The sequence below is a fragment of the Paracoccus sp. KR1-242 genome, from assembly GCF_049446195.1.
GTDB lineage: Bacteria > Pseudomonadota > Alphaproteobacteria > Rhodobacterales > Rhodobacteraceae > Paracoccus > Paracoccus broussonetiae.
This window is the reverse complement of the sequence record NZ_JBMSED010000018.1, coordinates 38,887-65,174: the sequence shown is the minus strand read 5'-3', so window position 1 is coordinate 65,174 and position 26,288 is coordinate 38,887. Positions and strand designations below refer to the sequence as shown.

25 protein-coding genes are annotated in these 26,288 nt (G+C 63.7%); 16 read left to right on the top strand and 9 right to left on the bottom strand.

Annotated features, from left to right (window positions below):
* Entirely contained in the window at positions 1 to 2,076 is a 2,076-nt protein-coding gene (locus tag ACO2Q4_RS22305) for an alpha-ketoacid dehydrogenase subunit alpha/beta (RefSeq protein ID WP_423321990.1), read from the bottom strand.
* Between the two features lie 123 nt (positions 2,077 to 2,199).
* Here ACO2Q4_RS22305 and ACO2Q4_RS22300 point away from each other — a divergent pair, with 123 nt between their 5' ends.
* Complete coding sequence (locus ACO2Q4_RS22300) at positions 2,200 to 2,661, top strand: Lrp/AsnC family transcriptional regulator (RefSeq protein WP_311761400.1); 462 nt, start codon at positions 2,200 to 2,202, stop codon at positions 2,659 to 2,661.
* Positions 2,662 to 2,710: 49 nt separating this feature from the next.
* Here ACO2Q4_RS22300 and ACO2Q4_RS22295 read toward each other — a convergent pair whose 3' ends face one another.
* Both ACO2Q4_RS22295 and ACO2Q4_RS22290 read right to left on the bottom strand, forming a co-directional pair.
* Entirely contained in the window at positions 2,711 to 3,244 is a 534-nt protein-coding gene (locus ACO2Q4_RS22295; RefSeq protein WP_311761399.1) for a MarR family winged helix-turn-helix transcriptional regulator, read from the bottom strand.
* 134 nt (positions 3,245 to 3,378) lie between these two features.
* Positions 3,379 to 4,404, bottom strand: a complete 1,026-nt coding sequence (locus tag ACO2Q4_RS22290) for an Ldh family oxidoreductase (protein ID WP_423321989.1) — start codon at positions 4,402 to 4,404, stop codon at positions 3,379 to 3,381.
* 200 nt (positions 4,405 to 4,604) lie between these two features.
* Here ACO2Q4_RS22290 and ACO2Q4_RS22285 point away from each other — a divergent pair, with 200 nt between their 5' ends.
* The 10 genes from ACO2Q4_RS22285 to ACO2Q4_RS22240 all read left to right on the top strand — a co-directional run bounded on the left by ACO2Q4_RS22285 (position 4,605) and on the right by ACO2Q4_RS22240 (position 14,400).
* Positions 4,605 to 5,408 carry a transporter substrate-binding domain-containing protein gene (locus ACO2Q4_RS22285; RefSeq protein WP_311761397.1) on the top strand — a complete coding sequence of 268 codons (804 nt, stop codon included), beginning with the start codon at positions 4,605 to 4,607 and terminating at the stop codon, positions 5,406 to 5,408.
* 66 nt (positions 5,409 to 5,474) lie between these two features.
* Positions 5,475 to 6,140: an amino acid ABC transporter permease gene (locus tag ACO2Q4_RS22280; protein ID WP_423321988.1), complete on the top strand. Its 666-nt coding sequence runs from the start codon at positions 5,475 to 5,477 to the stop codon at positions 6,138 to 6,140.
* A gap of 12 nt (positions 6,141 to 6,152) precedes the next feature.
* Positions 6,153 to 6,806, top strand: a complete 654-nt coding sequence (locus tag ACO2Q4_RS22275; protein WP_395135664.1) for an amino acid ABC transporter permease — start codon at positions 6,153 to 6,155, stop codon at positions 6,804 to 6,806.
* The gene (locus tag ACO2Q4_RS22270) at positions 6,799 to 7,521 is read left to right on the top strand and encodes an amino acid ABC transporter ATP-binding protein (protein ID WP_311761394.1); all 723 of its coding nucleotides are present in this window, start codon (positions 6,799 to 6,801) and stop codon (positions 7,519 to 7,521) included. The genes ACO2Q4_RS22275 and ACO2Q4_RS22270 overlap by 8 nt, the downstream gene beginning before the upstream one ends.
* A 4-nt stretch (positions 7,522 to 7,525) precedes the next feature.
* Complete coding sequence (locus ACO2Q4_RS22265; RefSeq protein ID WP_423321987.1) at positions 7,526 to 8,761, top strand: NAD(P)/FAD-dependent oxidoreductase; 1,236 nt, start codon at positions 7,526 to 7,528, stop codon at positions 8,759 to 8,761.
* A 3-nt stretch (positions 8,762 to 8,764) separates the two neighbouring features.
* Positions 8,765 to 9,766, top strand: a complete 1,002-nt coding sequence (locus tag ACO2Q4_RS22260; RefSeq protein WP_311761392.1) for a 4-hydroxyproline epimerase — start codon at positions 8,765 to 8,767, stop codon at positions 9,764 to 9,766.
* The gene (locus tag ACO2Q4_RS22255; RefSeq protein WP_423321986.1) at positions 9,763 to 11,466 is read left to right on the top strand and encodes an aconitase X; all 1,704 of its coding nucleotides are present in this window, start codon (positions 9,763 to 9,765) and stop codon (positions 11,464 to 11,466) included. The genes ACO2Q4_RS22260 and ACO2Q4_RS22255 overlap by 4 nt, the downstream gene beginning before the upstream one ends.
* 15 nt (positions 11,467 to 11,481) lie before the next feature.
* The gene (locus tag ACO2Q4_RS22250) at positions 11,482 to 12,510 is read left to right on the top strand and encodes a trans-3-hydroxy-L-proline dehydratase (protein WP_423321985.1); all 1,029 of its coding nucleotides are present in this window, start codon (positions 11,482 to 11,484) and stop codon (positions 12,508 to 12,510) included.
* A 63-nt stretch (positions 12,511 to 12,573) separates the two neighbouring features.
* Complete coding sequence (locus ACO2Q4_RS22245) at positions 12,574 to 13,281, top strand: GntR family transcriptional regulator (RefSeq protein ID WP_423321984.1); 708 nt, start codon at positions 12,574 to 12,576, stop codon at positions 13,279 to 13,281.
* A 156-nt stretch (positions 13,282 to 13,437) separates the two neighbouring features.
* The gene (locus ACO2Q4_RS22240; RefSeq protein ID WP_311761388.1) at positions 13,438 to 14,400 is read left to right on the top strand and encodes a dihydrodipicolinate synthase family protein; all 963 of its coding nucleotides are present in this window, start codon (positions 13,438 to 13,440) and stop codon (positions 14,398 to 14,400) included.
* A 52-nt stretch (positions 14,401 to 14,452) separates the two neighbouring features.
* On the opposite strand, the gene ACO2Q4_RS22235 is transcribed toward ACO2Q4_RS22240, so the two are convergent.
* Together ACO2Q4_RS22235 and ACO2Q4_RS22230 are read right to left on the bottom strand one after the other, a co-directional pair.
* On the bottom strand, positions 14,453 to 14,803 hold the full coding sequence (locus ACO2Q4_RS22235; protein WP_423321983.1) for an antibiotic biosynthesis monooxygenase family protein: 351 nt from the start codon (positions 14,801 to 14,803) through the stop codon (positions 14,453 to 14,455).
* A complete protein-coding gene (locus ACO2Q4_RS22230) occupies positions 14,800 to 15,126 on the bottom strand; it encodes an NIPSNAP family protein (protein ID WP_423321982.1) in 327 nt (108 codons plus the stop codon). The genes ACO2Q4_RS22235 and ACO2Q4_RS22230 overlap by 4 nt, the downstream gene beginning before the upstream one ends.
* 71 nt (positions 15,127 to 15,197) lie before the next feature.
* On the opposite strand from ACO2Q4_RS22230, the gene ACO2Q4_RS22225 reads away from it, so the two are divergent.
* Both ACO2Q4_RS22225 and ACO2Q4_RS22220 read left to right on the top strand, forming a co-directional pair.
* Positions 15,198 to 15,872, top strand: coding sequence for an ArsR/SmtB family transcription factor (locus tag ACO2Q4_RS22225; RefSeq protein WP_423321981.1), 675 nt, complete (start codon positions 15,198 to 15,200; stop codon positions 15,870 to 15,872).
* Between the two features lie 63 nt (positions 15,873 to 15,935).
* Positions 15,936 to 17,066 (top strand): carboxylate-amine ligase, encoded by a 1,131-nt coding sequence (locus tag ACO2Q4_RS22220; RefSeq protein WP_423321980.1) that lies wholly within the window; start codon positions 15,936 to 15,938, stop codon positions 17,064 to 17,066.
* A 4-nt stretch (positions 17,067 to 17,070) separates the two neighbouring features.
* Here ACO2Q4_RS22220 and ACO2Q4_RS22215 read toward each other — a convergent pair whose 3' ends face one another.
* Positions 17,071 to 18,444, bottom strand: a complete 1,374-nt coding sequence (locus tag ACO2Q4_RS22215) for a GntP family permease (protein WP_423321979.1) — start codon at positions 18,442 to 18,444, stop codon at positions 17,071 to 17,073.
* A gap of 19 nt (positions 18,445 to 18,463) precedes the next feature.
* The gene (locus tag ACO2Q4_RS22210) at positions 18,464 to 19,522 is read right to left on the bottom strand and encodes a patatin-like phospholipase family protein (protein WP_311761382.1); all 1,059 of its coding nucleotides are present in this window, start codon (positions 19,520 to 19,522) and stop codon (positions 18,464 to 18,466) included.
* 241 nt (positions 19,523 to 19,763) lie between these two features.
* Between ACO2Q4_RS22210 and ACO2Q4_RS22205 the strand changes: the two genes are divergently transcribed.
* Positions 19,764 to 20,900, top strand: a complete 1,137-nt coding sequence (locus ACO2Q4_RS22205) for a PQQ-dependent sugar dehydrogenase (RefSeq protein ID WP_423321978.1) — start codon at positions 19,764 to 19,766, stop codon at positions 20,898 to 20,900.
* On the opposite strand, the gene ACO2Q4_RS22200 is transcribed toward ACO2Q4_RS22205, so the two are convergent.
* Together ACO2Q4_RS22200 and ACO2Q4_RS22195 are read right to left on the bottom strand one after the other, a co-directional pair.
* Positions 20,897 to 21,823, bottom strand: coding sequence for a DUF2950 family protein (locus ACO2Q4_RS22200; protein WP_423321977.1), 927 nt, complete (start codon positions 21,821 to 21,823; stop codon positions 20,897 to 20,899). The two genes, ACO2Q4_RS22205 and ACO2Q4_RS22200, sit on opposite strands and share 4 nt — an antisense overlap.
* Position 21,824: 1 nt before the next feature.
* A complete protein-coding gene (locus ACO2Q4_RS22195; protein ID WP_423321976.1) occupies positions 21,825 to 23,171 on the bottom strand; it encodes a DUF3300 domain-containing protein in 1,347 nt (448 codons plus the stop codon).
* Between the two features lie 469 nt (positions 23,172 to 23,640).
* Here ACO2Q4_RS22195 and ACO2Q4_RS22190 point away from each other — a divergent pair, with 469 nt between their 5' ends.
* Both ACO2Q4_RS22190 and ACO2Q4_RS22185 read left to right on the top strand, forming a co-directional pair.
* The gene (locus tag ACO2Q4_RS22190; protein ID WP_395135648.1) at positions 23,641 to 25,209 is read left to right on the top strand and encodes an arylsulfatase; all 1,569 of its coding nucleotides are present in this window, start codon (positions 23,641 to 23,643) and stop codon (positions 25,207 to 25,209) included.
* Positions 25,210 to 25,278: 69 nt separating this feature from the next.
* On the top strand, positions 25,279 to 26,286 hold the full coding sequence (locus ACO2Q4_RS22185) for an AAA family ATPase (RefSeq protein ID WP_423321975.1): 1,008 nt from the start codon (positions 25,279 to 25,281) through the stop codon (positions 26,284 to 26,286).
* The last annotated feature ends 2 nt before the right edge of the window (positions 26,287 to 26,288 follow it).

Here is a 26,288-nt window from a genome sequence, read left to right as displayed (position 1 = left end):
TTAGAACTCCAGCAATTCAGTCAGCCGATCGCGGATCGCTGCGACCGAGGGCACGGCCCAGTCCAGAAAGGCCGGATTATGCGGGCTGGGGATGTCGGGCATGGTCAGCCGCGCCACCGGGGCGTCAAGATCGGTAAAGGCCTCGTCCGCGATCACCGCAGCAATCTCGGCGCCGAAGCCCGCCGTACGCAGATCCTCGTGCACGATCAGGCAGCGATGGGTACGCGCGACCGAGGCAAGCACAGCCTCGCGATCCCAGGGCACCAAACTGCGCAGGTCGATCACGTCGACCGACAGCCCCTGCGCGGCTTGTTCGCAGCGATCGACCAGCCCGCCCCAGGTGACGATGGTGGCCCGCTCACCTTGTGCGACCATGCGCGCCTTGCCAAACGGCAGGATATAGTCGTCGCCGGGCCATGCGCGCCGCGCCCAAGCGTGGTCCAGCATCGCCCGATGCTCAAGGAAGATCACCGGATCGTTGCCGCGCAGCGCACCGCGCAGAAGGCCGGCCGCATCCTCGGCATTCGAGGGAACCGCGACCTTCCAGCCGGGACTGTGAACGAATGCGACCTCGTTCGTCTGGCTGTGCCACGGGTCGCCGCATTTGAAGAAGCCGACCGGCATCCGCACCACCATAGGCGCGGCAAAGCGGTTGTTGGTACGCCAGCGCATCGAGCCACAATCGTTCAACTGCTCGGTCGCGGGTTCGGCATACTTGCGGAACTGGATCTCGGGGACGGGCAGAAGACCCGCCAGCGCCATCCCGACCGCACGACCGATGATCCCTTCTTCGGACAGCGAGGTGTCAAAGACACGGGCAGCCCCATGGCGCTCTTGCAGACCCAGGGTGACGGCATGGACTCCGCCCTTTGGCCCGACATCCTCGCCAAAGATCACCATGCGCGGGTTGGCTGTCATTTCCTGGTCCAGCACGCGCCGAATGGCCGTGACCATGTTCAGGCGCTGCCCCTGCGGCCGGGGCGTGTCGTCCGCGGGTGGCGGGGTCCAGCCCTGCGGCATCAGACCGCCCACCTGCTGGATCTCGCCTTCGTAAAAGACATGCCGCAGGATCGAGGCAGGATCTGAAACCGGTCGGGCCTCGGCGGCAATGCGGGCGGCCTCGACCGTCTGGGCGGCTCGGGCGATGGCAGCATCCCATTCGCTGGCGCTGATCCGGCCGGGGACAAGATGCGCGCGCAACTTCGGCCAGGGATCGCGTGCCTGCTCGGCAGCGACCAAAGCGGCGGGCTTATAGGCCTGGGTGTCCTGAAAGCTGTGCCCCTCCAGCCGGGGGACGGTCAGGCGCAGCAGCGCGGGGGCGCGCTCGTCGCGCACGAAGGCGACGGCGTCGGCGACAAGGCCTGCTGCTTCGGCCGGGTTGGTGCCATCGCCGGACAGGATCTTCAGGCCCTGCCACGCACCAAGATTGGCGGCAATGTTCCCGCCCGGCGTCTGCAGCGTCGAGGGGACCGAGATGCCGAAGCCATTATCCTCGACATAGAAAAGCATCGGCAGGCGTTTGGTGGTTGCTATGGTCAGCGCCGACCAGAACCCGTTCGAGGCGACCGCACCGTCTCCACCCAACACGACCGCGATCGAACGTCGATGCGCGGTCGATCCCAGCACCTCGGCGTGGTACTCCAGCGCCTGCGCCCATCCTGCGGTAGGCGTGAACTGCGCGCCCACCCCACCGCACATCGGCAGCGCAATGGTGCCTTCGCGGTTTGGGAAGTTGAAGACGACCCCGATGTCGCGCCCGTCGGAGTAACCACCCGAGCGCCCCATCGCAGAAGCCAGCGCATCGACCGGATCGACCCCCAGCGCCAGCAAAAGCGGCCGAGATCGGTAATAGCCGCAGACAGCATCATGCGGACCATCAAGCTGCAATCCCAGCAGGATCTGGGCCATGTCGTGCCCGCGGGCCGAAAACTGATACAGAACCTTGCGTTCAGGGACGAGCCGGGTTTCTTCGATCTCGTCCAGCGCACGGCTTAGCGCCATGTGGCGCATGACCGCGCGCCAATCGACCTCGGGTGCTGCCGATCCGTGAACCAGTGCCGCTGCCTGTCGTGCCATGCCGTCCTCCTGCCCGCATTTGAAACCATTTTACGCGCAAGTGGTGGAACAGGCTTTCAATCGCTTCACTTCTAGGGTGAATATTGGTTCATTCAATTCACTCTTAGCCATGCAGTGAACCAAATGATCCAGATTGACGCGCTTGACCGAAAGATCCTTCGCGCCTTGCAGGAAGACGCCTCGCTGTCGAACCAGGAACTGGCCGAGCGTGTCGGTTCCTCTGCCGCATCCTGCTGGCGCCGGGTCAAGGCGCTGGAAGAGGCGGGCGTGCTTGGTCCTGCCGTCAGGCTTGTCGATCCCGCGCGACTGGGGCGGGGTCTGGACGTGTTCTGCCAGATCCGCATGAAGTCCCAGGGACGCGCCATGCGCGCCACCTTTGAAGAGTTCATCGAGGCGCAGCGCGACGTGGTCGAATGCTATTCGATCAGCGGTGACTGGGATTATCTGCTGCACATCGTCGCCGAGGATGTCGCTGATTACGAACGGGTGCTGATGCACGGCATCCTTGATCACGAGGCAATCGCGAGTTCTTCCTCGATCTTTGTGCTGCGCCGGGTCAAGCACCGCACCGCCGTCCCGGTTTGATCCCGCGAACCATGTCGCTGTGATTGAGCCTGCGCATGGCCCATGGCAGTCATCGTTCCGGCAGCATCATTGGGCGGTCAGCTTCCCCGCCATCTTCGATCCGGTCAAAGACATGCTCGGACTTGCGCAGGAATTCCTCGCTGTCGAGCCAGTCGGCCAGCCGGTCCATCGTGGCGATGAATGCCCGAACCTCGGCCCTCGTCAGCGGCTCGAAGACCGCCTCGAGCCCGCGCTCGGACAGCAGGTCAGCTCGCGTGCGCGCATCCTGTCCGGCGGCGGTGATGAACAGGCCAAAGCGACGCGCATCCGACTGGTCGTTCCGGCGCTCGACATAGCCGCTTCGGACAAGGTTCTGGATCATGCGCGAAACAAGGCTGCGCTCCATCGCCGTCATGACCGTCAATTCGGCGAAGGTGGTTCCGGGGTCGTCCCCGATCAGCCTCAGCACCCGGATCGTGCGGATGTCGAGGCCGACAAGATTGACGAACCGATCCTCGACTGAGCGGATGGATTCGGTGGCCAGCATGTTCAGTTTGTAGATCGCATTGCCCTGTCGAAAACTTCGAGACCAGGTCTTTGCCATAATCATCCGCCCCGCCCGTGATCATCCCCATCTTGAGGATGAAAAGCGGAAGCTTCAAACATTTCCTTCGGGTATCAATAGCGGGTGGCCGCACGGCGCTGCGCCCCTTGGGCCAGCAACCGCGCCGCCGCGCATCAAGTGCGCACCGATTGTGCCAGTCGCTCCAGCCCCGCCATTTCGTCGGCGGTCAGATCGACCCCCTCGGCAAGCGAACGGGCACGGGCGGTGAAGCGGCGCTGCGAAGGCAGGCGCGCGCCCTGCCCCACGATGGCCTCGAACAGCCGCTCGGCCCGGTCGAAAGCAGCGCCGGGACGACCGGCCGAGAATTTTTCGGGCGACAGGGCGATGATCAACTCGCCATGGTGGGGCAGAAGATCGGTGCTGCCCAGGAAATCCAGGGCCTCTGGACTGGTCAGGTCGCCGATCATGGCCCCGGCCAGCAGTTCGATCATGGTCGAGATCGCGGATCCCTTGTGCCCGCCGAAGGTCAGCATCGCGCCTTGCAGGGCGCTTGCCGGATCGGTCGTGGGCGCCCCGTCGCCATCGATGGCCCATCCCTCGGGCAACGGGCTGCCGCTGCGGCGGTGCAACTCAATCTCGCCCCGCGCGGCGACAGATGTGGCGAAATCGAAGACATAAGGCGGCTTGCCCGGCCGCGGCCATCCGAATGCCAGCGGGTTCGTGCCCAGCAGCGGCCTGCTGCCTCCGGCCGGCGCGACGGTCGCATAGCTGGGGCACATTGCAAGCGCCGCCAGCCCCTGATCGGTCAATAATTCGATCTCGGGCCACAGGGCCGAGAAATGCGTGCAGGAATTGATCGCCAATGCCGCTATGCCCAGTTCCCGCGCACGATCGGCCAACACCGGCGCGCCGATTGCGAAGGCCGCCGGGGAAAAGGCCCCGTGCGCATCGACGCGGATCACCGCGCTGCCGTCGTCAGTCAGGACAGGCTCGGCCTTGCCCTGCACCTTGCCCGCGCGCAGAGTCCGCAAGCATCCCTCGATGCGATAGATGCCATGGGACTTGCAGGCATCCCGTTCTCCGGCGACGATGACCTCGGCGACTGTCCGTGCCTGCAGATCCGAAAGGCCGGCATCGGCAAGGATCCCGGTCACCATTTCGGTCAGGCGCGGCACACTCAGCGTGGTGGTTGGGGTCATCTCATCCCTCGCTCGTCAAGGCTTGCGTTTTCTGTGCATACTATTTGTATGCAAATTGGGCAACCCGCGCATTCCCTGCATTTGACTGCCCGTTTGTATACTTTATGTATTTTTCATTTGATTTTCGCTCCGACTGGTCAGATACAAATTGAACGGAATCGGTCCAAAGTGATCCGACACACCAATATGGGAGAGAAGACATGAAATCCTCGGTTCTCGCGCTGGCCGCGATGGCGACGGCTCTTGCGGCACCCGCATTTGCCGACAAGCTGGACGACATCATCGCCTCGGGTACGCTGCGCTGCGCGGTCGTGCTGGACTTCCCGCCGATGGGCGCGCGCGATGCGAACAACAATCCCGTGGGTTTCGACGTGGATTACTGCAACGATCTTGCGACCGCCCTGGGCGTTACCGCGGAGATCGTCGAGACCCCCTTCCCCGAGCGCATTCCCGCGCTGATGTCGGGCCGCGTCGATGTCGGCGTCGCCTCGACCTCGGACACGCTTGAGCGCGCCAAGACCGTCGGCATGTCGGTCCCTTATTTCGCCTTCGAGATGGCAGTGACCTCGAACGACAAGTCGGGCATCAAGTCCTTTGACGACATGAAGGGCAAGACCGTCGGCGCCACTGCGGGCACGTTCGAGGCGATCGCGCTTGAAAAGCAGGTCAAGGAATGGGGTTCGGGCGAATTCCGTCCGTATCAGACCCAGGCCGATGTCTTCCTGGCACTGAGCCAGGGCCAGATCGACGCCACCGTCTCGACCTCGACCGTGGCGCAGGCAAACGTCAAGACCGGCAACTTCCCCGGCATCTCGGTCGTCGGCAAGGCGCCCTTCGACACCGACTACGTCGCGCTTTTCACCAACCGCGAGGAATACGGCCTGATCAACTACCTGAACCTGTTCGTAAACCAGCAGGTGCGGACCGGCCGCTATGCCGAACTGTATGAAAAGTGGGTGGGTGGCGATCTGCCGGACCTGACGGTGCCGAACGTCTACCGCTGATATGACGGAACGGTTGCCGGCGCTGCCCTGCCGCGCCGGCGGCCCTCGATCAGAGGCGGGACGCTGATGTTCAACTATACCTTCCACTGGCACCAGGCGCTGCGCGCCCTGCCGCAAATGCTCGAAGGCGCGCTGGTCACGCTTCAGATCGCGTTGCTGTCAATGGCCATCGGGCTTGCCTGCGCTTTGCTTCTGACCCTCATGCGGCTTTCGGGCAGCCGAGTCTTGCGCGGAGCTGCAAAAACCTGGGTCGAGGTGGCGCGGAACACTCCGGCGCTTTTCCAGATCTACATGGCGCATTTCGGATTGGGCAGCTTCGGCATCCATCTGAGCCCCTATACCGCGCTGCTGGTCGGGATCGCGTTCAACAACGCGGGCTACCTGGCCGAGAATTTCCGCGGTGCGCTGAAGGCCATTCCCGACACCCAGACCCGCGCCGGACGCTCGCTGGGGATGAGCGCGCTGCAGGCCTTTCGCCTGATCGTGCTGCCACAGATGCTGCGCATCGCCTTCCTGCCGATCACCAACCAGATGGTCTGGGCGATCCTGATGACCTCGCTGGGCGTCACCGTTGGCATGAACACGGACCTGGCCGGGATCACGCAGGAACTGAACGCGCGGACCTTCCGCACCTTCGAGTTCTTCGCGCTTGCCGCCGCGATCTATTACCTGATCGCCAAGGTCGTCACCCTTGGCGCGCGGCTGATCGCCTGGCGCATGTTCCGCTACTGAAGGGAGGAACGCATGTTTGATACTGCAATGACAGCGAACGACCTGCTGTTCCTGGCCAAGGGCGCGGGGATGACGCTGGCGGTGACCGGAGTTTCCGTCGCCGCGGGCACAGTCATGGGGATCCTGTTCGGCGTCATCCGCGTCCAGCTGGGCGCATGGTGGGCCGCGCCGCTGACCTTCGTGCTGGACATTTTCCGTTCGGTCCCGCTGCTGATCCAGCTTGTGCTGGGCAACGCCTTCCAGTCCATCGCCAAGCTGGGCTGGGGGCCCTTCACCACCTCCTGCGTGATCCTGTCGCTTTACACGGCCGCCTATTGCACCGAGATCGTGCGGGGCGCCATCGACGCGGTGCCCGGAACGACGCGGCGCGCGGCACGTTCGCTTGGGATGACCTGGGGTCAGGACATGCGCTTTATCGTGGCGCCGCTGGCGACGCGGATCGCGCTTCCCTCGTGGATCGGCCTGACGCTGGGCGTGATGAAGGACAGTTCGCTTGTCCTGTGGCTGGGCCTGATCGAGCTGCTGCGGGCATCCCAGGTTCTGGTCACCCGCCTGCAGGAGCCGCTATTCATCCTGTCGATCTGCGGCCTGATCTATTTCCTTCTCAGCTTCCCCATTGCCCGGCTTGGCGGGTACCTGGAAAAACGGTGGTCCCCCAATGATTGAGATCCAGAACGTCCGCAAATCCTTTGGCCAGCTGGAAGTGCTGAAGGGCATCGACCTGACCGTGCAAAAGGGTGAAGTCGTCACCGTGATCGGCGGGTCGGGGTCTGGGAAATCGACGCTTCTGACCTGCATCAACGGGCTCGAGCCGATCGATTCCGGCAAGATCCTGGTCAATGGAACCGAGGTCCATGCCAAGGGCACCGACCTGAACAAGCTGCGCCAGAAGATCGGGATCGTGTTCCAACAGTGGAATGCCTTTCCCCACCTGACCGTGCTGGAAAACGTCATGCTGGCGCCCCGCAAGGTGCTGGGCATTCCCAAGGCCGAGGCCGAGGCGATCGCTGTCAAGCAACTGACCCATGTCGGCCTTGGCGAAAAGCTGAAAGTCTATCCCTCGCGCATGTCGGGGGGACAGCAGCAGCGGATGGCCATTGCCCGCGCATTGGCCATGTCGCCCGAATACATGCTGTTCGACGAGGTGACATCGGCACTGGACCCGCAGCTGGTGGGCGAGGTTCTGGATACGCTGCGCATGCTGGCATCGGAAGGCATGACGATGATCTGCGTGACACACGAGATGAAGTTTGCACGCGAAGTATCTGATCGCGTTGCCTTCTTCCACAAGGGCGTTCTTGCCGAGATCGCCCCCCCGGCCGAGTTGTTCGGCACACCGAAAGACCCGGAGCTGCAAAAGTTCCTGGCCGCGACGCATTGAGAGAATGATGCAACCACAATACGACGTAACCGTCATCGGCGCGGGTGTCGTCGGCCTTTCGGCCGCGATCGCCCTGCAGAACCGTGGGCTGACGGTGTTGGTCCTTGACCGCGAAGGACCGGCCGCCGGCGCTTCGGCCGGCAATGCCGGCGCCTTCGCCTTTACCGACATCCTGCCGCTCGCCTCTCCCGGCATTCTCAGGAAGGCGCCGAAATGGTTGCTTGATCCGCTGGGTCCGCTGACCGTACGGCCGTCCTATGCGATGCGGATCCTGCCCTGGATGTATCGGTTCTGGCGGGCCTGTTCGCCCGCCCGCGTCGCCCAATCGACGGCGGCGCAAACTGCGCTGATGGACCTGTCGCGGTCGGAACTGGAACCCTTCCTCGCCGCATCGGGCACGATGCCGATGCTGCGCAAGAACGGCAATCTGCAAGTCTATGAATCCGAGGCGGAGTTTCAGGCTTCCCTTCCCGGATGGGAGATCCGTGCCCGCCACGGCATCGAATTCCGGCACATGGACGCAACCGAGATGGCAGGGATCCAACCCGGCATCGCGCCGCGCTTCATCAAGGGCACGTTCACCCCTGGATGGTTCTCGATCGATGACCCGCGGATTTACACGCTGGCCTTGGCCGATCACTTCCGCAGCCTTGGCGGAGAGATCGAGCGGGCGGAGGTCACCTCCCTGCGCCCGGTGGAAGGCGGGGTCGAGATCGACGGCAACCGCCGCGCCAGCCATGTCGTTCTGGCGGCCGGAGCATTCTCGCACCGCGTCGCGCGGTCCCTGGGCGAAAAGATCCCGCTTGAGACAGAGCGCGGCTACAACACCACCTTGCCGCCCGGCGCGCTGGACCTGCGCACCCAAATCACCTTCGGCGGCCACGGCTTCGTCGTCACGAACCTTTCGACCGGCATCCGCGTCGGCGGCGCGGTGGAGCTGGGCGGGCTGGACCTGCCCCCGAACTTCAAGCGTTCCGATGCGATGTTGGCCAAGGCGAAAACCTTCCTGCCCGCGCTTCGGACCGAAGGCGGCGTGAAATGGATGGGCTTCCGCCCCTCGCTTCCCGACAGCTTGCCCGTGATCGGCCGTGCCCGCGCCACCCCGCGCGTAATCTATGCCTTCGGGCATGGCCACCTGGGCAAGACCCAATCCACCGGGACCGCGCGCCTTGTTGCCGATCTGGTTACGGGCCGCGCCCCCGCCATCGACCTTACCCCCTTCTCGCCCCAAAGGTTCTAAGCCATGACGACCCATACCTTCTCCTGCATCGACGGGCATACTTGCGGCAACCCCGTCCGCCTTGTCTCGGGGGGCGGCCCCCGCCTTGAAGGGGCGAACATGCTGGAGCGGCGTGCCCATTTCCTGCGCGAATTCGACTGGGTCCGCACCGGCCTGATGTTCGAGCCGCGTGGCCATGACATGATGTCGGGCAGCATCCTGTATCCGCCGACCCGTCCCGATTGCGACGTCGCGGTCCTGTTCATCGAGACCTCGGGCTGCCTGCCGATGTGCGGCCATGGCACCATCGGCACCATCACCATGGGGATCGAGAACGGGCTGATCCAGCCGCGCGAACCGGGTAAGCTGTCGATCGACGCACCCGCGGGCAAGGTCGACATCACCTATCGTCAGGAAGGACGCTTCGTCGAGGAAGTCCGCCTGACCAATGTCCCCGGCTTCCTTTACGCCGAGGGCCTGACCGCCGAGGTCGAGGGGCTGGGCGAGATTGTCGTCGACGTGGCCTATGGCGGCAATTTCTACGCCATCGTCGAGCCGCAGAAGAACTTCCGCGACATGGCAGATCACACCGCAACCGAACTGGTCGGCTGGTCGCCGAAGCTGCGCGCGGCGCTGAACGCGAAATACGAATTCGTCCATCCCGAGCATCCCGAGATCAACGGCCTGTCCCATATCCAATGGACCGGCGCACCGACGGTCGAAGGGGCCCATGCCCGCAACGCTGTGTTCTATGGCGAAAAGGCCATCGACCGCAGCCCCTGCGGGACCGGCACCTCGGCCCGGATGGCGCAGTTGGCCGCCAAGGGCAAGCTGAAGGCCGGGGACGAGTTCTGGCACGAATCCATCATCGGCTCGATCTTCAAGGGTCGGGTCGAGGCCGAGACCACCGTGGCGGGCCGCCCCGCAATCATCCCCTCGATCGCGGGCTGGGCGCGGATGACCGGCTACAACACCATTTTCATCGACGAGCGCGATCCCTTTGCGCATGGCTTCGTCGTGAAATGACCGCGGCCCTGTCCATCCTGCCCGGCAATGCCGAGGGGCCCGTCCTCGCGATGACCGAGGGGCTCAGCTTCTGGGGCGGGGTGGACCCGGCGACCGCGCGGGTGATCGATGCCCATCATCCGCTGCACGGTGCCTGCCTTGCGGGCGCGGTGGTGATGATGCCGACCAGCCGGGGCTCCTGCTCCGGCTCTGGCGTGGTGCTGGACCTGCTGTTGAAGGGCAATGCCCCGGCTGCGCTGATCTTTTCCGAACCCGAGGACATCCTGACGCTCGGCAGCCTGATCGGGGCCGAGATGTTCGGGCGCAGCTTTCCGGTCCTGCGTGTTGCCGAGGGTGACTTTGCCCGGCTGGCTGCGCAGCCCCGGCTGTCGATCCGCGAAGAGGAAATCGTCGCGGACGGAACCCGCATGCCCATCCTGGCGCCGCGCGATACCTCACTGAGCCTGACCGAGGATGACCGCGCGATCCTTGACGGGCGCGACGGCAAGGCGGCGGCGCTTTCCATGCGCATCATTTGCGCAATGGCGCGGCAGCAGGGTGCAACGCGGCTGACCGACATTTCCCGAGGGCATATCGACGGCTGCATTCTGGCCCATCCGGCGAACCTGATCTTCGCCGAAAAGATGGACGAGTTGGGCGCAAGGGTCCGGGTCCCCACCACGATCAACGCTATTTCGGTCGACCGACAGCATTGGCAGGAACAAGGCGTCCCGCCGGTTTTTGGCAACCAGGCCTCGCGGCTGGCGGATGCCTATGTCCGCATGGGTTGCCGGCCCAGCTTTACCTGCGCACCCTATCTGCTGGAGGATCGGCCCGGACTTGCCGAACCCATCGCATGGGCCGAGTCGAACGCAGTCGTCTATGCCAATAGCGTGCTGGGCGCGCGTTCGCCCAAGCATCCAGACTTTCTGGACCTGTGCATGGCGGTCACCGGGCGCGCGCCGCTGACGGGCGTCTATCTGGACGAAGGCCGCCTGCCCCGCCGCGTGATCGACATCGCGCCGCCCCCGGACCATGACGACGCGATCTGGCCGCTGCTGGGCTATCTGGCCGGGCTGACCTCTCCTGACCGTATCCCGCTTTTGCGAGGACTTGCGGCGCTGTCTCCGACGTCCGACGATCTGAAGGCGCTTTGCGCGGCCTTTGGCACCACTTCCGCTGCGCCCATGCTGCATATCGACGGTGTCACGCCCGAGGCCGGCCCTTTTGCCGCCGATGCGGACCAGTGCCACATCGGTCCCGAGGATCTGGCGCGGGCATGGTACCTGCTGAATCAGGGGCCACAGGACGTGGACCTGATCGCCATCGGCAGTCCCCATGCCTCGGCCACGGAATGCCGCGCATTGGCGAGGGCGCTGGACGGAGATCGTCCCTCGATCCCGGTCATCGTCACCGCCGGACGCCAGATCATCGAAGAACTCCGCCTTGACGGGACGCTGGCACGGCTTGAGACGGCGGGCGTTCAGGTGATCCCGGATCTGTGCTGGTGCTCGATCACCGAGCCGGTCTTTCCGCCCGCCGCCCGGACCGTCATGACCACCTCCGGCAAATACGCCCATTACGGACCCGGCTTGTCCGGCCGCGCCCTCCGCTTTGGCAGCATGGCCGAATGCGCGGCGGTCGCCCTGACAGGATGGGCGCCTGCGGAACCGCCAGAATGGCTTGGCGGGCATCGCGGAAATTCATTTGAATCTTTCTAGGAAGAAACAGCAACCATGCGCAGCACAAAGACAATCCATGTTATCTCTGCCCATGCAGAAGGCGAAGTCGGCGACGTCATCGTGGGCGGCGTCATGCCCCCTCCCGGAGAAACGGTGTGGGAACAAAGCCGGTGGATCGCCCGCGACGGGCGCCTGCGCAACTTTGTTCTGAACGAGCCGCGCGGCGGCGTCTTTCGGCACGTGAACCTGCTGGTTCCCCCCCGCCACCCCGAGGCCGATGCCGCCTTCATCATCATGGAGCCCGAGGACACCCCGCCCATGTCCGGCTCGAACTCGATCTGCGTATCGACAGTGCTGCTCGATGGCGGCCTGATCCCGATGCAGGAGCCCGAGACGCATCTGGTCCTTGAAGCGCCCGGCGGGCTGGTTCGGGTCCGCGCCGAGTGCCGCAATGGCAAGGCCGAGCGGATTTTTGTCCAGAACCTGCCCAGCTTCGCCGGGCCGCTGGACCAGGCGCTTGAGGTCGAGGGCCTGGGAACGCTGACCGTGGACACGGCCTTTGGCGGCGACAGCTTTGTCATCGTCGACGCGGCCGCGATGGGCTTTTCCTTGCAGGCTGATGAAGCCCATGACATTGCCCGGCTTGGCGTGCGTATCACGGATGCGGCGAACAAGGCCCTGGCCTTCCGCCACCCGACCCTGCCTGACTGGCGGCATTTCTCGTTCTGCCTGTTCGCGGGGCCGGTCCAGCGCGACGGAAACGATCTGCGCGCGGGTGCGGCGGTTGCGATCCAGCCGGGCAAAGTTGACCGCTCGCCCACCGGGACCGCGCTTTCGGCCCGCATGGCGGTGCTGCACGCGCGGGGCCAGATGGGCTTGGACGACCGCCTGACCACGGTGTCGCTGATCGGATCGACCTTCGGCGGCCGGATCCTTGGCACCACCTCGGTCGGGGACACCCCGGCGATCCTTCCCGAAATCTCGGGCCGGGGCTGGATCACGGGAATTCACCAACACATGCTGGACCCCTCGGACCCCTGGCCCGAAGGATATCGCTTGACGGACAGCTGGGGCGCGCGCTAGCGGCTGCGACCTTGGTTTAGCCAGTTTTCGACCAGCATATTCGTCGCCATGAAAGTGCCCAAAATGACAAAGAAACCCGCATCGAGCGCCCTTTCCGAACGCAAGCGCGGCGAAGGCGCCAAGCTGGTCTACGACATCCTGCGCGACGACATTCTGGGATTGGTGCTGCCTCCGGGCAGCCCGATCGACGAGATCCAGCTGGCCGAGCGCCTGTCGATGTCGCGCACACCCATCCGCGAGGCATTGGTCAGGCTGGCCGGCGAGGGGCTGGTCACGACGCTGCCGAACCGCTCGACCGTGGTGTCGAATATCGATGTCTTGAACCTGCACACATTCTTCGATGCGTTGACGCTGATGTATCGGGTGACGACGCGGCTGGCGGCCGAGTATCGCAGCGCCTCGGATCTTGAGATCATCCGCGCGCGCCAGGCCGAGTTCGCTGCCGCGGTCGACGCCCAGGATGCCCTGGCCATGATCGCCACCAACCGAGAATTCCACGCAGCCATCGCCGAGGCCGGGCGCAACCCCTATTATACGGGGCTGTTCTGCCGCCTGCTGGACGAGGGACGCCGGATCCTGCGGATCTATTACTCATCCTATAACGATCGCTTGCCCCAGCGTTTCGTCGACGAGCACGAGGACATCATCGGCGCAATCGAGGCGCGTGACATTGCCACCGCGGACCGGTTGGCCAAGCAGCATGCCGACCAGATTGTGCTGCAGATCCAGCAGATGTTCTCGCGCGACCGACGCCAACAGATCTCTCTTTGACCCCATCAATGGCAGGGATGCGCCGAGTTTCCGCATGCGCCGAAAAGTTGTCGACATAAAAAATACAAACGGTATTCTAACAGTCGACCGGAAGCGATTCGGGACGCATTGTCGCGCCCTGCCGCCGTTCGATGCCATAGCCAACAGGAGTCCCTGATGAACGCCCAGATCTTTTCCGGCTGCATGCCGGCGCTGATGACCCCCTGCACCGCGGATCGCCGTCCCGACTTCGATGCGCTGGTCCGCAAGGGCAAGGAACTGATCGCCACCGGGATGTCGGCGGTGATCTATTGCGGTTCGATGGGCGACTGGCCGCTGATCTCGGACGAAGAGCGGATGGAAGGCGTTGCCCGCCTGGTCGCCGCTGGCGTTCCGGTGATCGTCGGAACCGGCGCGATCAATACGGCCAAGGCTGTCGCTCTGGCCGCCCATGCCCAGAAAGTCGGCGCACAGGGCCTGATGGTAATCCCGCGCGTTCTGTCGCGTGGCCCGTCGATCACGGCGCAGCGCAACCACTTCAAGGCCGTGCTTGCTGCGGCGCCGGACCTGCCTGCGGTCATCTATAACAGCCCCTATTACGGCTTCGCCACGCGTGCCGACCTGTTCTTCGCCCTGCGCGCCGAACATCCGAACCTTGTCGGTTTCAAGGAATTCGGCGGGCCGGACGATCTGCGCTATGCAGCCGAAAACATCACCAGCCGCGATGATGAAGTCGCACTGATGGTCGGCGTCGATACCTGCGTCTTCCACGGCTACGTCAATTGCGGCGCCAGCGGCGCGATCACCGGCATCGGCTGCGTGCTGCCGCGCGAAGTGCTGCATCTGGTGGCGCTGAGCAAGGCCGCCGCACAGGGCGATGTCGAGGCACGTCAGCGCGCGCTGGAGCTTGAGGCCGCCCTCGCCATCCTGTCCTCGTTCGACGAAGGCCCGGACCTGGTCCTGTATTTCAAGCACATGATGGTGCTGAAGGGGAACCCGGAATACGTCCTGCACTTCAACGAGGACGATGCCCTGACCGACAGCCAGCGCGGCTATGCCGAAGCGCAGCTGAAGCTGTTCGACACCTGGTATGCCAACTGGTCGAAACTGCCGGGCGCAGTTCGCGCCAACGCAGCCTGATGCCCTTGGGGCCGGCAGTAATGCCGGCCCCTTTCAAGTTCTGCGGACCAGATCAGTGGGCCTGATGGGCCTGTCTGCTGTCTTCAGGCGCTTCGTCCCGCCGCGCCATGCCATAATCCCGCTGCACGGCGGCAACCCGAAGACGATAGTCCTGGAACACATGATCGCGCCCGGCCGCCTGAGCGGCACGATGCTGCGGCAAGGCGCGCCAGCGGGCGACCGCATCCTCGTCCCTCCAGAACGAAAGCGACAGCAGCTTGCCGGGCGTCGCCAGGCTTTGGAACCGTTCGATCGACAGGAAGCCGTCGATCTGCTCAAGCTCGGGTCGCAAGGCGGCGGCGAAATCCAGATACTCGTCGCGGTGGCCGTCCTTGATGACGACCTCGAAGATTACCGCAATCATGCTGCTTGCTTTCCATGTGGGGTCGAGCTTCGGCGCAGGAACAGCCTGCTCTCACGCCGGATGAATCCCTCGCGCCGGGCAAAGTCGTAATTCTCGCGCCCCAGCGGGTCGGCAGCCAGACGCGCGCGATAGGCTTCGTAATCGGCAAGCGAGGGAAGCGAGTAGATCCCATAGGCGGTGCTCGCGCAGCCCTCATGGGGGGAAAAATATCCGAAAAGATCCGCGCCGCTTCGCGGAATCGCCTGCCCCCAGTTCCGGGCATATTCGTCGAAAAGTTCGCGTCGGTTCGGGTCGATGTCATAGGTGATGATGCAGGTGATCATGGTTGGCCTTTCCTGTTGATGCCACAGCCTAGCCGATTGCCCGGGCCCGATGCTTCGATTAGCATCGAACCATGCGCGAAGGTCCGGACATTGCCCGCATTGCCGCTTTGGTCGGCGATCCCGCCCGCAGTATGATGCTGCTGGCCTTGATGGATGGCCGTGCGCTGACGGCGACCGAGCTTGCAGCGATCGCCGGCGTCACCCGCCAGACAGCCAGCAGCCACCTGTCCCAACTGACCGATGCCGAGGTGCTGGTCCTGCGCACCCAGGGGCGGCACAGGTATTTCAGTCTTGCAGGCGCGCATGTCGCTCAGCTGCTTGAGGCGCTGATGGTGTTTTCTTCGGACGCCGCGCCGCCCTTGCGCACCGGGCCGAACGATCCCGCATTGCGACGAGCGCGCCTGTGCTATGACCACCTTGCCGGAGAGCTGGGCGTCGCCATGTTCGACCGGCTTGGCGCCGAAGGCGCGCTGTCGCAGGCATCGGGCCAGCCCGACGTGACCGAGCAGGGCTGGCACCGGCTGGCGGTGATCGGACTGCGCCGGGACGATCTGCCGCGCAGCAATCGGCCGCCATGTCGCGCCTGCCTGGATTGGAGCGAGCGCCGTCCACATCTGGCGGGAACCGTTGGCAAGATGATCCTGCAGCGGGTCCTGGATCTGGGCTGGGCAAAGCGCCTTCCCGGATCGCGCGTGCTGCGCTTTTCGGCCGAGGGAGAGCGCCGTTTCCTGGACTGGCTGGCCTGACGCGGCGGGAACGAAGACGCCCTGATCTGCCTTGTCCCAGTGTACCTGACGGATGGAGGCAATATGGACGACCTTCCCGACCTGACCCTTGGCATCGAAGAAGAGTATCTGCTGGTCGATGCCGCGACGGGCGATCTCAGCGACGCGCCCGACGCCCTGATGCAGGCCTGCAAGGCCGAGTTGAGCGATCAGGTCAGCCCGGAGTTCCTGCGCTGCCAGATCGAGATCGGCACCCCGGTCGCGGCGGACATCACCGAGGCGCGGGCGCAATTGGCGACACTGCGCCGCGCCATCTCCCGTCACGCCGGGGAATTCGGACTGGCCCCGATTTCGGTCGCGTGTCACCCCTCGGCCGACTGGCGCGAACAAGGCCGCACCGACAAGGAGCGTTATCACCGCCTGTCGCACCAGATGCGCGGCATGGCCCGGCGCATGCTGATCTGCGGGATGCATGTCCATGTCGGCCTGCCCGACGCGGCGACGCGTATCGATTTGATGAACCAGTTCAGCTACTTCCTGCCGCATCTTCTTGCGCTTTCCGCATCCAGCCCCTTTTGGCAGGGCGAGGATACGGGCCTTGCCTCGTATCGAACGACCGTCTTTGGTGGCTATCCCCGCACCGGCCTGCCGCCGCATTTCACCAGCTGGCACGAATTCGAACGCGCTTCGCAGACATTGACCGATCTGGGCATCATCAAGGACAGCAGTGAGATCTGGTGGGATCTGCGCCCATCGGCGCGGTTTCCGACGCTGGAAACCCGGATCTGCGATGCCTGCCCACGTCTTTCCGACACGATCACAATGGCCGCGCTGATCCAGACCACCCTGCGCATGTTGCTGCGCCTGTCGCGCCGAAACCAGCGTTGGCGCCAATATGACAACTTCCTGATCGGAGAGAACCGCTGGCGCGCACTGCGCTATGGCCTGTCCGAGGGGCTGATCGATTTCGGAGCCGGGCGCATCCAGCCGTTCACCCAGATTGCCGAGGATTGGCTTGCCATGATCGCCGAAGATGCCGACCGCCTGAACTGCCAGCCCGCAGCCGCGCGCGTCCGCGACATCGTGGCGCTTGGAAATTCCTCCGACCGCCAGCGCGCGATCTTCAACGCCGCGGTCACCGCCGGCGCCAGCCGTGACGAGGCGCATCGCGCGGTCGTCATGCATCTGATCGAGGAATTTGGCGCCGATCTTTAGCGGCTCAGAAGCTGCCAAAGACCGAACCCAGCAGGATCACCGCCAGCAAGGCCAATACCGGGAATAGAATACAGACCATCGCCATCGCGCCATAGGCCTGGCGATGGGTCACCCCGCAGATGGTCAGCAGCGTGATGACCGCGCCGTTATGGGGAAGCGTGTCAAGGCTGCCGGTCGCCAGCGTCGTGACGCGGTGAAGCAGCTCGGGCGCCACGCCCCGCGCGTCGGCCAGCGCCAGGTAATTGTCACCCAGCGTCGACAGCGCGATCGACATTCCGCCCGAGGCCGATCCGGTCAGACCGGCAAGGAAGCTGGCCGCAAGTGCCAGAGAGACCAGGATATTTTCGGTTCCCAGTTCCATCATTCGTTCGGTTATCAACCGGAACCCGGACAGCGAGGCGACCACGGCGCCGAAACCGACAAGGCTTGCAGTGTTGAAGATCGGCTGAAGTGAATCGTCCGCCCCCTGATAAAGCGCGGCGACGACCAGCTTGCGATGCCGCAGGTTCATCGCAAGAAGGGTCAGGATGGAAATGCCAAGCGCCGCGATCACCGACCAGATCCCCCGTAGATCCTCGACCGTCGTCTCCCCATAGACCGGGAGCGCCAGATACGAGGTATCCATCCGGGGGATCAGGACCCAGGTGAACAGCGCGTTCAGGATCAGCACCAGCACCAAAGGCAAGGCAGCAAGGACAAGCGGCGGGTTCGGTCGCGCTTCGCCGTCCTCTTGCGGATCGCTTGCTCCGAAACCCTCGGACATGCGGCCGGCCTTCCATTCCAGCCAGCGCCAACCGCCAAGGAACATGATCGCCGCCGCGATCAACCCCAATCCCGGCGCGGCAAAGGGCGTGGTTCCGAAGAACGGCATCGGGATCGCGTTCTGGATCGAGGGAGATCCCGGCAGCGCCGACATTGTGAACGTAAAGGCGCCCAGCCCGATGGTCGCAGGCATCAACCGGCGGGGAATGTCGGCCTGCCGGAACAGCCCGACCGCAACCGGATAGGTGGCAAAGGCCACGACGAACAGCGACACGCCGCCAAAGGTCATCACCGCGCAGGACAGCACGACCGCAAGGATCGCCCGCTCTGATCCCAGCCAGCGCACGATGCCATGGGCCAGCGCACGGGCCGAACCCGTCGTATCCATCAGTTTGCCGAACACCGCTCCCAGCAGGAACAGTGGAAAGAACGAGATGATGAACTCGCCCATTGCGGGCATGAATATCTGGGTGAAGCTTGCAAGCAGTCGACCCTGTTCCGCCGCAAGGACGGCAAGGGTCGCCATGACCGGGGCCAGCAACACCATGTTCCCGCCGCGAAAAGCCAGCAGCATCAACAGGCAAAGGCAGGAAAGGATCACCGCAATATCATACATTTCCGGCCCTTTCTTCGTGTCATTTGTCACGCAACGGGGCCAGCCCCGCAGGTCTTTGCGGGATCGACATCAATTCATCGACGGAAAAGGTCGAACGCTTGCCCACCTGGTCGAGGTTCTTCGCCAGCCAGTCGTCGGCCCAGATACGACCCCGCGCGAACAAATCCTGAAGATAGGCCCATTCGGCATTCAGCTTGCTTGAGGCCGAAAGCTCCTGCAGATCCGCCTCTCCGTGGATCAGATGCAGGCGCAGGTCATTGCCCTCGGTCAGGGTGACGATGCCCTCGTCGATCATCCGGCCCAAGGTGCTTAGCGCGCGCAATTCCTTGACGAGACTGGTGTTGAAGCTGATCTCGTTCATGCGGTTGATGATCTCGCGCGCGGTGCGGGGCAATTCCTCGCGCCGCAGGGGATTGAGCTGCACGATCAGGACATCCACGACCTTGCTGTCCAGGATCAGCGGCGTCAAAGCCGGGTTTGCCGAAAAGCCGCCATCCCAATAGGCCTCGCCGTCAATTTCGACCGCGTGATACATCAGCGGCAGGCAGGCCGAGGCCATGACCGCCTCGACCGTGATTTCACCGCTGCTAAAGATGCGAGGCTGGCCGGTGCGCACATTAGTGGCCGTCACATGCAACCTGACCTGCGAGCGGTTGACAGCGTCGAAATCCACTGCCTGCTTCAGCACCGCGCGAAGGGGATTGATGTCGAACGGGTTGAGTTGATAGGGCGAAAAGATCCGGCTGAGCGTTTCCGAGATCAGGTAACCCGGCGAAGCGTCCAGCGAGAAACTGCCCCTGACCCGGTCCCAATAACTGCGCTGGATCGGAGAAAATCGCGCGGCCCGGCTGACCGCCTTCCAGAACGCCGACAGCGCGTCGCGTGCGCCCTGCCGCCCGCCGACCTCCATGCCCTGGGCCAGGACGACCGCGTTCATGGCCCCGGCGCTGGCGCCGCTGATTTCGGTGATCCGCAGGCGCGGCTCCTCCAGCAGGCGGTCCAGCACGCCCCAGGCGAGCGCGCCATGCGCCCCTCCGCCCTGGAGTGCAAGATTGATCGGAAGTTCAGCGTCGGTCATCTGTCGCTCCGCTATGGTCCGGATCGGCATTCCGCAGTGCAGCATCTGACAGGCCACCCGCTTTTGCAATGATTTCCGCGCGCTTTTCCCGGATCTTCCGATGAAGTCGGCCTGCTTCGGCATCGTGCATTTGCGCGGCGGACGACGCGGGGCATTGCGGCAAAGCCCGGGTGGCTTAACAATGGGCTGGACAGCTTCCCGATGACGACCCGCCTTCCTCCCCACCTGAACGGAGAACACGATGTCGCCCCGCCGCAACACCTTCCTGGGACTGACCCTGATCGCACTGACCGCGACGATGGCACAGGCCGCACCGGTCCATGTCGGGGAAGTTCCCTATGTCGAAGCGCCGATGCCCTTCACGATCACGGCGGTGGCCACGCTCGACACGCCATGGGCCATCGCGATGATGCCGGACGGAAGGATGCTGATCACCGAAAAACCGGGACGCATGTTCATCGTCACGCCAGAGGGCAAGAAAACCCCGCTCGACAACGTGCCAAAGGTCGAGTTCGTGGGCCAGAACGGTCTGCTGGATGTGGCGCTGGCCCCCGACTTTGCGTCCAGCAACGAATTCTACATCACCTATCTGCAGCCCGGAGACCAGCGCGGGATGCTGGTTCTGGCCAAGGCACGGCTGGTCGAGGACGCCACAGGGGCAAGGCTGGAGGATTTCAGGAAAATCTGGACGCAGACTCCTCCCAATGGCGGCGAACAGCCCGGCGGGGTTATCGCCTTCGACCCGGACGGACGGCACCTGTTCCTGGCGCTTGGGGATCGGATGACTGCGGAAAGCGCTCAGAACCCTGATGAGGCCCGCGGCAAGATCCTGCGGCTGAACCTGGATGGAACGACACCCGAGGACAATCCGCAATTCGCCAGCGGCGGCGTCCGCGCCCAGACCTGGACGACCGGGCATCGCAATCCCTATGGCCTGGCCTTTGACGCCAACGGCAAGCTCTGGTCGATCGAGATGGGACCGTTTGGCGGGGATGAGGTCAACCTGATCGAACCCGGCAAGAACTATGGTTGGCCAGACGTCTCCGAGGGAGACAATTACGATGGCACGCCGATCCCGCGCCACGCCACCCGGCCGGAATTTACGCCTCCGCTGCTGTATTGGTCCCCCATCATCGCCCCCACCGGAATGGCCTTTTATCAGGGTGACATGTTCCCCGAATGGAAGGGATCGGCATTTGTCGGCGGGCTCGCCTCCGAGCTGCTGGTCAGGCTCGCTTTCGATGACAAGGGCGGTGTGACCGAAGGTAACCGCTGGAGCATCGGCGGCCGCGTCCGGGACGTGGCCGTCGCGGCAGACGGCGCAATCTGGGCCATCGAGGATACCAGCGAAGGGCGGCTCTGGCGGTTGTCCCGCTAGGGTGCGTCATCTCCTTCGGCCGGCACTTCGGCGGGGGTCCAGGCATCGTCAGGGTCATAGCTGACGATGTCGAACCCATTTGTCAGGCTGTCCGGCCCCAGGTCGGCCTGCAAAATGATGCCGTTTTCGGACACCATGAAGCTGTGCACCCCCGTCACGCCATATTCGGCGGGAACCGCCAGCAAGGCATGACCGCCGACCATGTTTCCGTTGATGACATAGTTCATCGCCCCGCCCGGCGCATGTTCGCCCTGCTGGTCGAGCACCCGGAAGAAATAGCCGTCGAACGGCTCGGCCTCTTGATCGGCATCCCCGTCGCTATAGCCGTCCAGTGAGGCGCGGGCCGCAGCCTCGCCCAGCGGGCTGTCGCCACCCGGCCAGTAAAGGCCGCTGCGTTCCTCGCTGGTCGAGATCACGGATTTCGCGAATTCCATCACCCCATCGCCGTCCTGATCGGTCAGGCGGAACTTGGCCTGAAGGTCGCCATAGGCGTCCATCAGGGTCAGCACTTCGATCTCATTCAGGCCGACGGTGCGGCTGGTGACCTCTTCCCGGCCCGCCGCGATATCGAAGCTCCACCCGTCCGCCCCCTTCACCAGCGGGATCGGAAAGGGCCAGTCATCCTCGCCCAATTCGATCTGCAGTGAGCCGTCCTCTTGGGGTGTCAGGCGAAAGCCCTGCTGATACATCGTCAGGACTTGTTCGCGGTTCTGCTTGTCCTCGTCAGGGTCGCCGGAAAAGATCAGATCCTCGGCCTCGGGGCCAAAGACTTTCAGCAGGCCGTCACGGTCCTGTCCTTTGGTGGCGGCAATCATGGCGTCCAGTGCGTCCTGCCCGGTCGCAAAGACCTCGGGCGCGGCATGGGCCGCAAAAGGCAGGAATGCAAGGACGGTGGCGATGCGGAACTTGCGCAGGCTGCTCATGTCACCTCCGATGCGCATGGTGACCGCGGCTGGCATGGCCGCGCTGGGACGCCATCTTGGTGCGCGACCCCGAGGCCTGACGTTTGATCGCGGTCGGTTTCTTGTGGCTCGCCTGGTGCACCGCGGGCTTCTTGGGGTGCTGGGCCCTATGGGCGACCGGCTTCTTCGCTGCGACGGCGGCACGATTGGCCCCGGCCCCCGGCTGACCATGATGCGCCACCTTGGTCCGGTTGATGGCCTTGGCCTTGTCGGCCGCGCTGAAATGCGAAGTTCGGTCGATATCCGGCCGATGGTCCAGCCGAGCCTTTGCCGCCCCCGAGGGGATGCCCGCGCGCGCGCCGCCAAGATCCCCGCGACCGGGCCGGGCCTGCAGGCGGTTGCGCAGGTCGTCCTGGACCGAGGCGTTCTTGTTGATCGCGGTCAGTCGCCCGTTGTTGTTGCGACGCTCCGAGTCGATGCGAGTGCGGGCCGTCTGGACCTTGTTGCGGTCTGGCTTCCAGGCCAGCTTGTCGCGATCAATATCGACCCGGTTGCCAATCCGGACATTGCCGTCGACATTCAGATTGACATTCGGGTCGCGGATGATCGGCTGGCCGTTCCACCCACCGCAGTCATGACATCCCCAATAATGACCCCAATCATCGTCATCGTCGAAGATGTCATTGATAAGCGCCGCAGTTCCAAAAGCCACCGCGGTCGTCGCGACGATATTTCCAAGGTTGTTGGAATAGACGGTGCTGGGATTATATTGCGGGACATAGACCGTTTGCGGATCCGTTGGTGTGACCACCACCGTCCGGGCCGCACTGTCGCTGCTGCCCGGTGCCTGTTGCACGTCCACCTTTTGCTGATCGCCGCTGGTCAGGGTTCCGTTGTCCACCGCAAGACGGCGCATGGTCTGCACCGCGCTCATGACGTCATCGCTTTGCGTCAGCATCGCGTTGCCCATGTTTTCGGTCCAGTCGATGTGATCTGCCATATCCTCGACCACGTCGGGAAATGCGCTGGTCAGAACCTTGACGCTTTCATCCCAATCCTGGGACTCGGCATATTGCTTTCGGGTGGCATCATCGGCGTCGTTGCTGAGCAGGTATTGATCCGCCTTCATCACGTCGAGCGGCTCGGTCGAGGACACCAAAATCTGCATAAGCAGGGTGTCCGGATAAAGCGCGACCGGCGCGACCATCGTCTCCAGCTCGGCCTGGGTAAAGGCCGGGTCGGTGGCGGCAGCGGGCGTTGCAGCAGGCTTCTGCGGCGGCGGCGTCGTGGCCGGTGCCGTTTGGGCGTGACCCTGGGATGTCATCAGCAGGATCGCAACCGAAGAAGTCATGAACAGATGCTTCAGCATCGAGAACCTTCCTTCATCGCGTTGAACCACAGGCATTTCAACAAATGCCGACGTTCCTGTTCCCATTAGTAGTGATCGGTTTGCCGAAGCGTCAAGCAAAAGAACATCGCGCGCGATAACGCTATTTGGATCCGACTTTCCGCATGGCGTGCCATGAAACTGACCGCGTCAACTGCTCGCATTGACGCGAGCCTCCGAGAGATTCGGCCGGACACCGATTCCCATTTTTCCGCGATAGGCAATAGAATGCCGCCGAATTTTTACCAAGCGCGATAAGGTCTTGCGTGAGGCTTCCTATCCTGCTCATAGTCAATTCCGCGGGGGCGGAAGCCCTGACGCCATCGTGAAGGGAATGCATCGTCTGAACGCGCCCCGACCGAACGCGGGCAGCAAGAGGCCTTTCCATCCTGATGGACCGAAGGGTGCGATATTCGCACGACCGCGGTGATAATTCAGAGTGGAGAGACCCATGCTACGAAAGATCGGACTGGCGGCCGCACTGACATTCTGTGCAAGCGGCCTAGCGATGGCCCAAAGCGCGCCCGATACTTCAAAGCCGAACATCCTGGTCATTTTCGGTGACGATATCGGACAGGGCAATATTTCCGCCTATACCAAGGGCGTGATGGGGTATCGCACCCCGAATATCGACCGCATCGCCAATGAAGGGATGATCTTTACCGATTACTATGCCGAGCAAAGCTGCACGGCAGGCCGGTCAACCTTCATCACCGGACAGTCGACGCTGCGCACCGGCCTTTCGAAAGTCGGCTTGCCGGGGGCAAACGCCGGGATGCAGGCGGTCGACGCCACGCTGGCCTCTGCGCTGAAGGACGAAGGTTATGCGACCGGTCAATTCGGCAAGAACCACCTGGGCGACAAAGATGAGATGCTGCCCACCGCACATGGTTTCGACGAATTCTTCGGCAACCTTTATCACCTGAACGCCGAGGAAGAGCCCGAGAACTTCAACTATCCGAAAGATCCGGCTTTCGCGCAAAGATTCGGGCCGCGAGGGGTCATCAAGTCCTCGGCCGATGGCAAGATCGAGGATACCGGGCCGCTGACCCGCAAGCGGATGGAGACGATCGACGACGAAACTTCGTCCGCCGCGATCGACTTCATGAAACGCCAGCATGATGCCGGGAAGCCGTTCTTCACCTGGATGAACACGACCCGGATGCACTTCCGCACCCATGTCCGCCCCGAGCATCGCAGCGAGCCCGGCCTGACGGCGCTGACCGAATACGCGGATGGCATGATCGAACATGACAACGTGATCGGGACCCTGCTGAAGTCGCTGGACGACATGGGGATCGCAGACAACACGATCGTCATCTACACGACCGACAACGGGCCGCACCAGAACTCGTGGCCGGATGCAGGCACGACTCCTTTCCGCAGCGAAAAGAACACCAACTGGGAAGGCGCATTCCGTGTTCCCGCGATGATCCGCTGGCCCGGACATATCGCCCCGGACTCCACGTCGAACGAGATTTTCTCGGGCCTCGATTGGTTCCCGACGCTGCTGGCCGCGGCCGGAGACACCGACATCAAGGATCGCCTGCTGCAAGGCACGACCATCGATGGCAAGGAATACAAGAACCACCTGGATGGGTATAACCAACTCGACTATCTGACGGGCAAGACCGACAAGGGCCCGCGCAGGGAGTTCTTCTATTTCAACGATGATGGCGAAGTCGTCGCCTTGCGCTACGAGAACTGGAAAGTTGTTTTCTCCGAGCAGCGCGCGACCGGTACTCTGCGTATCTGGGCAGAGCCCTTCACCAAGCTGCGTGTGCCGAAGCTGTTCGATCTGCGCGCCGATCCCTATGAACGCGCCGACATCACTTCGAACACCTATTACGACTGGCTGATTGACCGCGTATTCCTGCTTGGCCCGGCGCAAGCCGAAGTCGGAAAGTTCCTGGCAACGTTCAAGGACTTCCCGCCGGCTCAGCGACCCGACAGCTTCTCGATCGACCAGATCCAAGAGGAGTTGAACAAGCAGATCGAGGCCGGAATGAGCGGTCAGTAATCTGTGATTGCCGGAGGCGCGAAACCGCGCCTCCGGTTTTTTATTTCATGTTTTCCTGAGGGATTTCTGATGCCTGCGCGCGACTCCTTCACGGCATTGATGGCGACCATGAACAAATCCGTCATCGGGCAGGAACGCCTGGTGGAACGGATGGTGGTCGGCCTGCTTGCCGATGGCCATGTCCTGATCGAGGGCCTGCCCGGCCTTGCCAAGACACGCGCGGTCAAGGCGATGGCGCAGGCGCTGGATTTCGACTTCACCCGGATCCAGTTCACGCCGGACCTGCTGCCTGCGGACGTGACCGGTTCGGATGTCTATTTTTCCAAGGACGGCGCGGGAGAGTTTCGTTTCCAGCCCGGCCCGGTCTTTGGCAACATCCTTCTTGCCGACGAGATCAACCGCGCGCCGGCCAAGGTGCAGGCCGCGCTGCTGGAGGCGATGGAAGAACGGCAGGTCACCGTGGGCGAAGCAAGCCATCCGCTGCCGTCGCCCTTCATGGTGCTGGCAACCCAGAACCCCATCGAACAGGAAGGGACTTATCCCCTTCCCGAAGCGCAGACCGACCGCTTCCTGATGAAGGTGCTGGTCGACTATCCCGCCCCAGAGGATGAACGCAATGTCCTGCGCCTCGTCCGATCCGAGGAAAAGGCGGCGCTGGATCCGCCCGCGGCCCCGACCGGCGAGCCTGCTGCGGGGCAGGCGTCCGACGCGCACGGCGTAGCGCGTGCGGCGCTGGACGCGGCGCGCGCCGAAATTGCGGACATCCATGTTGCGGAGGGGATCGAGCGTTACATCATCGACATCATCACCGCGACACGCCAACCCGCCAAGCTGTCCGACGACCTCGGCCGGATGATCGAGTTGGGGGCCAGTCCGCGCGGCGGCATCGCCCTTGATCGCTGTGCCCGCGCCTATGCCTGGTTGCGGGGACAGGACTTCGTATCGCCGGGCGACGTCCAGGCCATCGCGCCGGACGTGCTGCGCCACCGCATCGCGCTGAGTTACGAAGCGCAGGGTGCGGGCCGCCCAGCCGACGACGTCATCGCAGACCTGCTTCGCCTTGTCGCAATTCCCTGAGG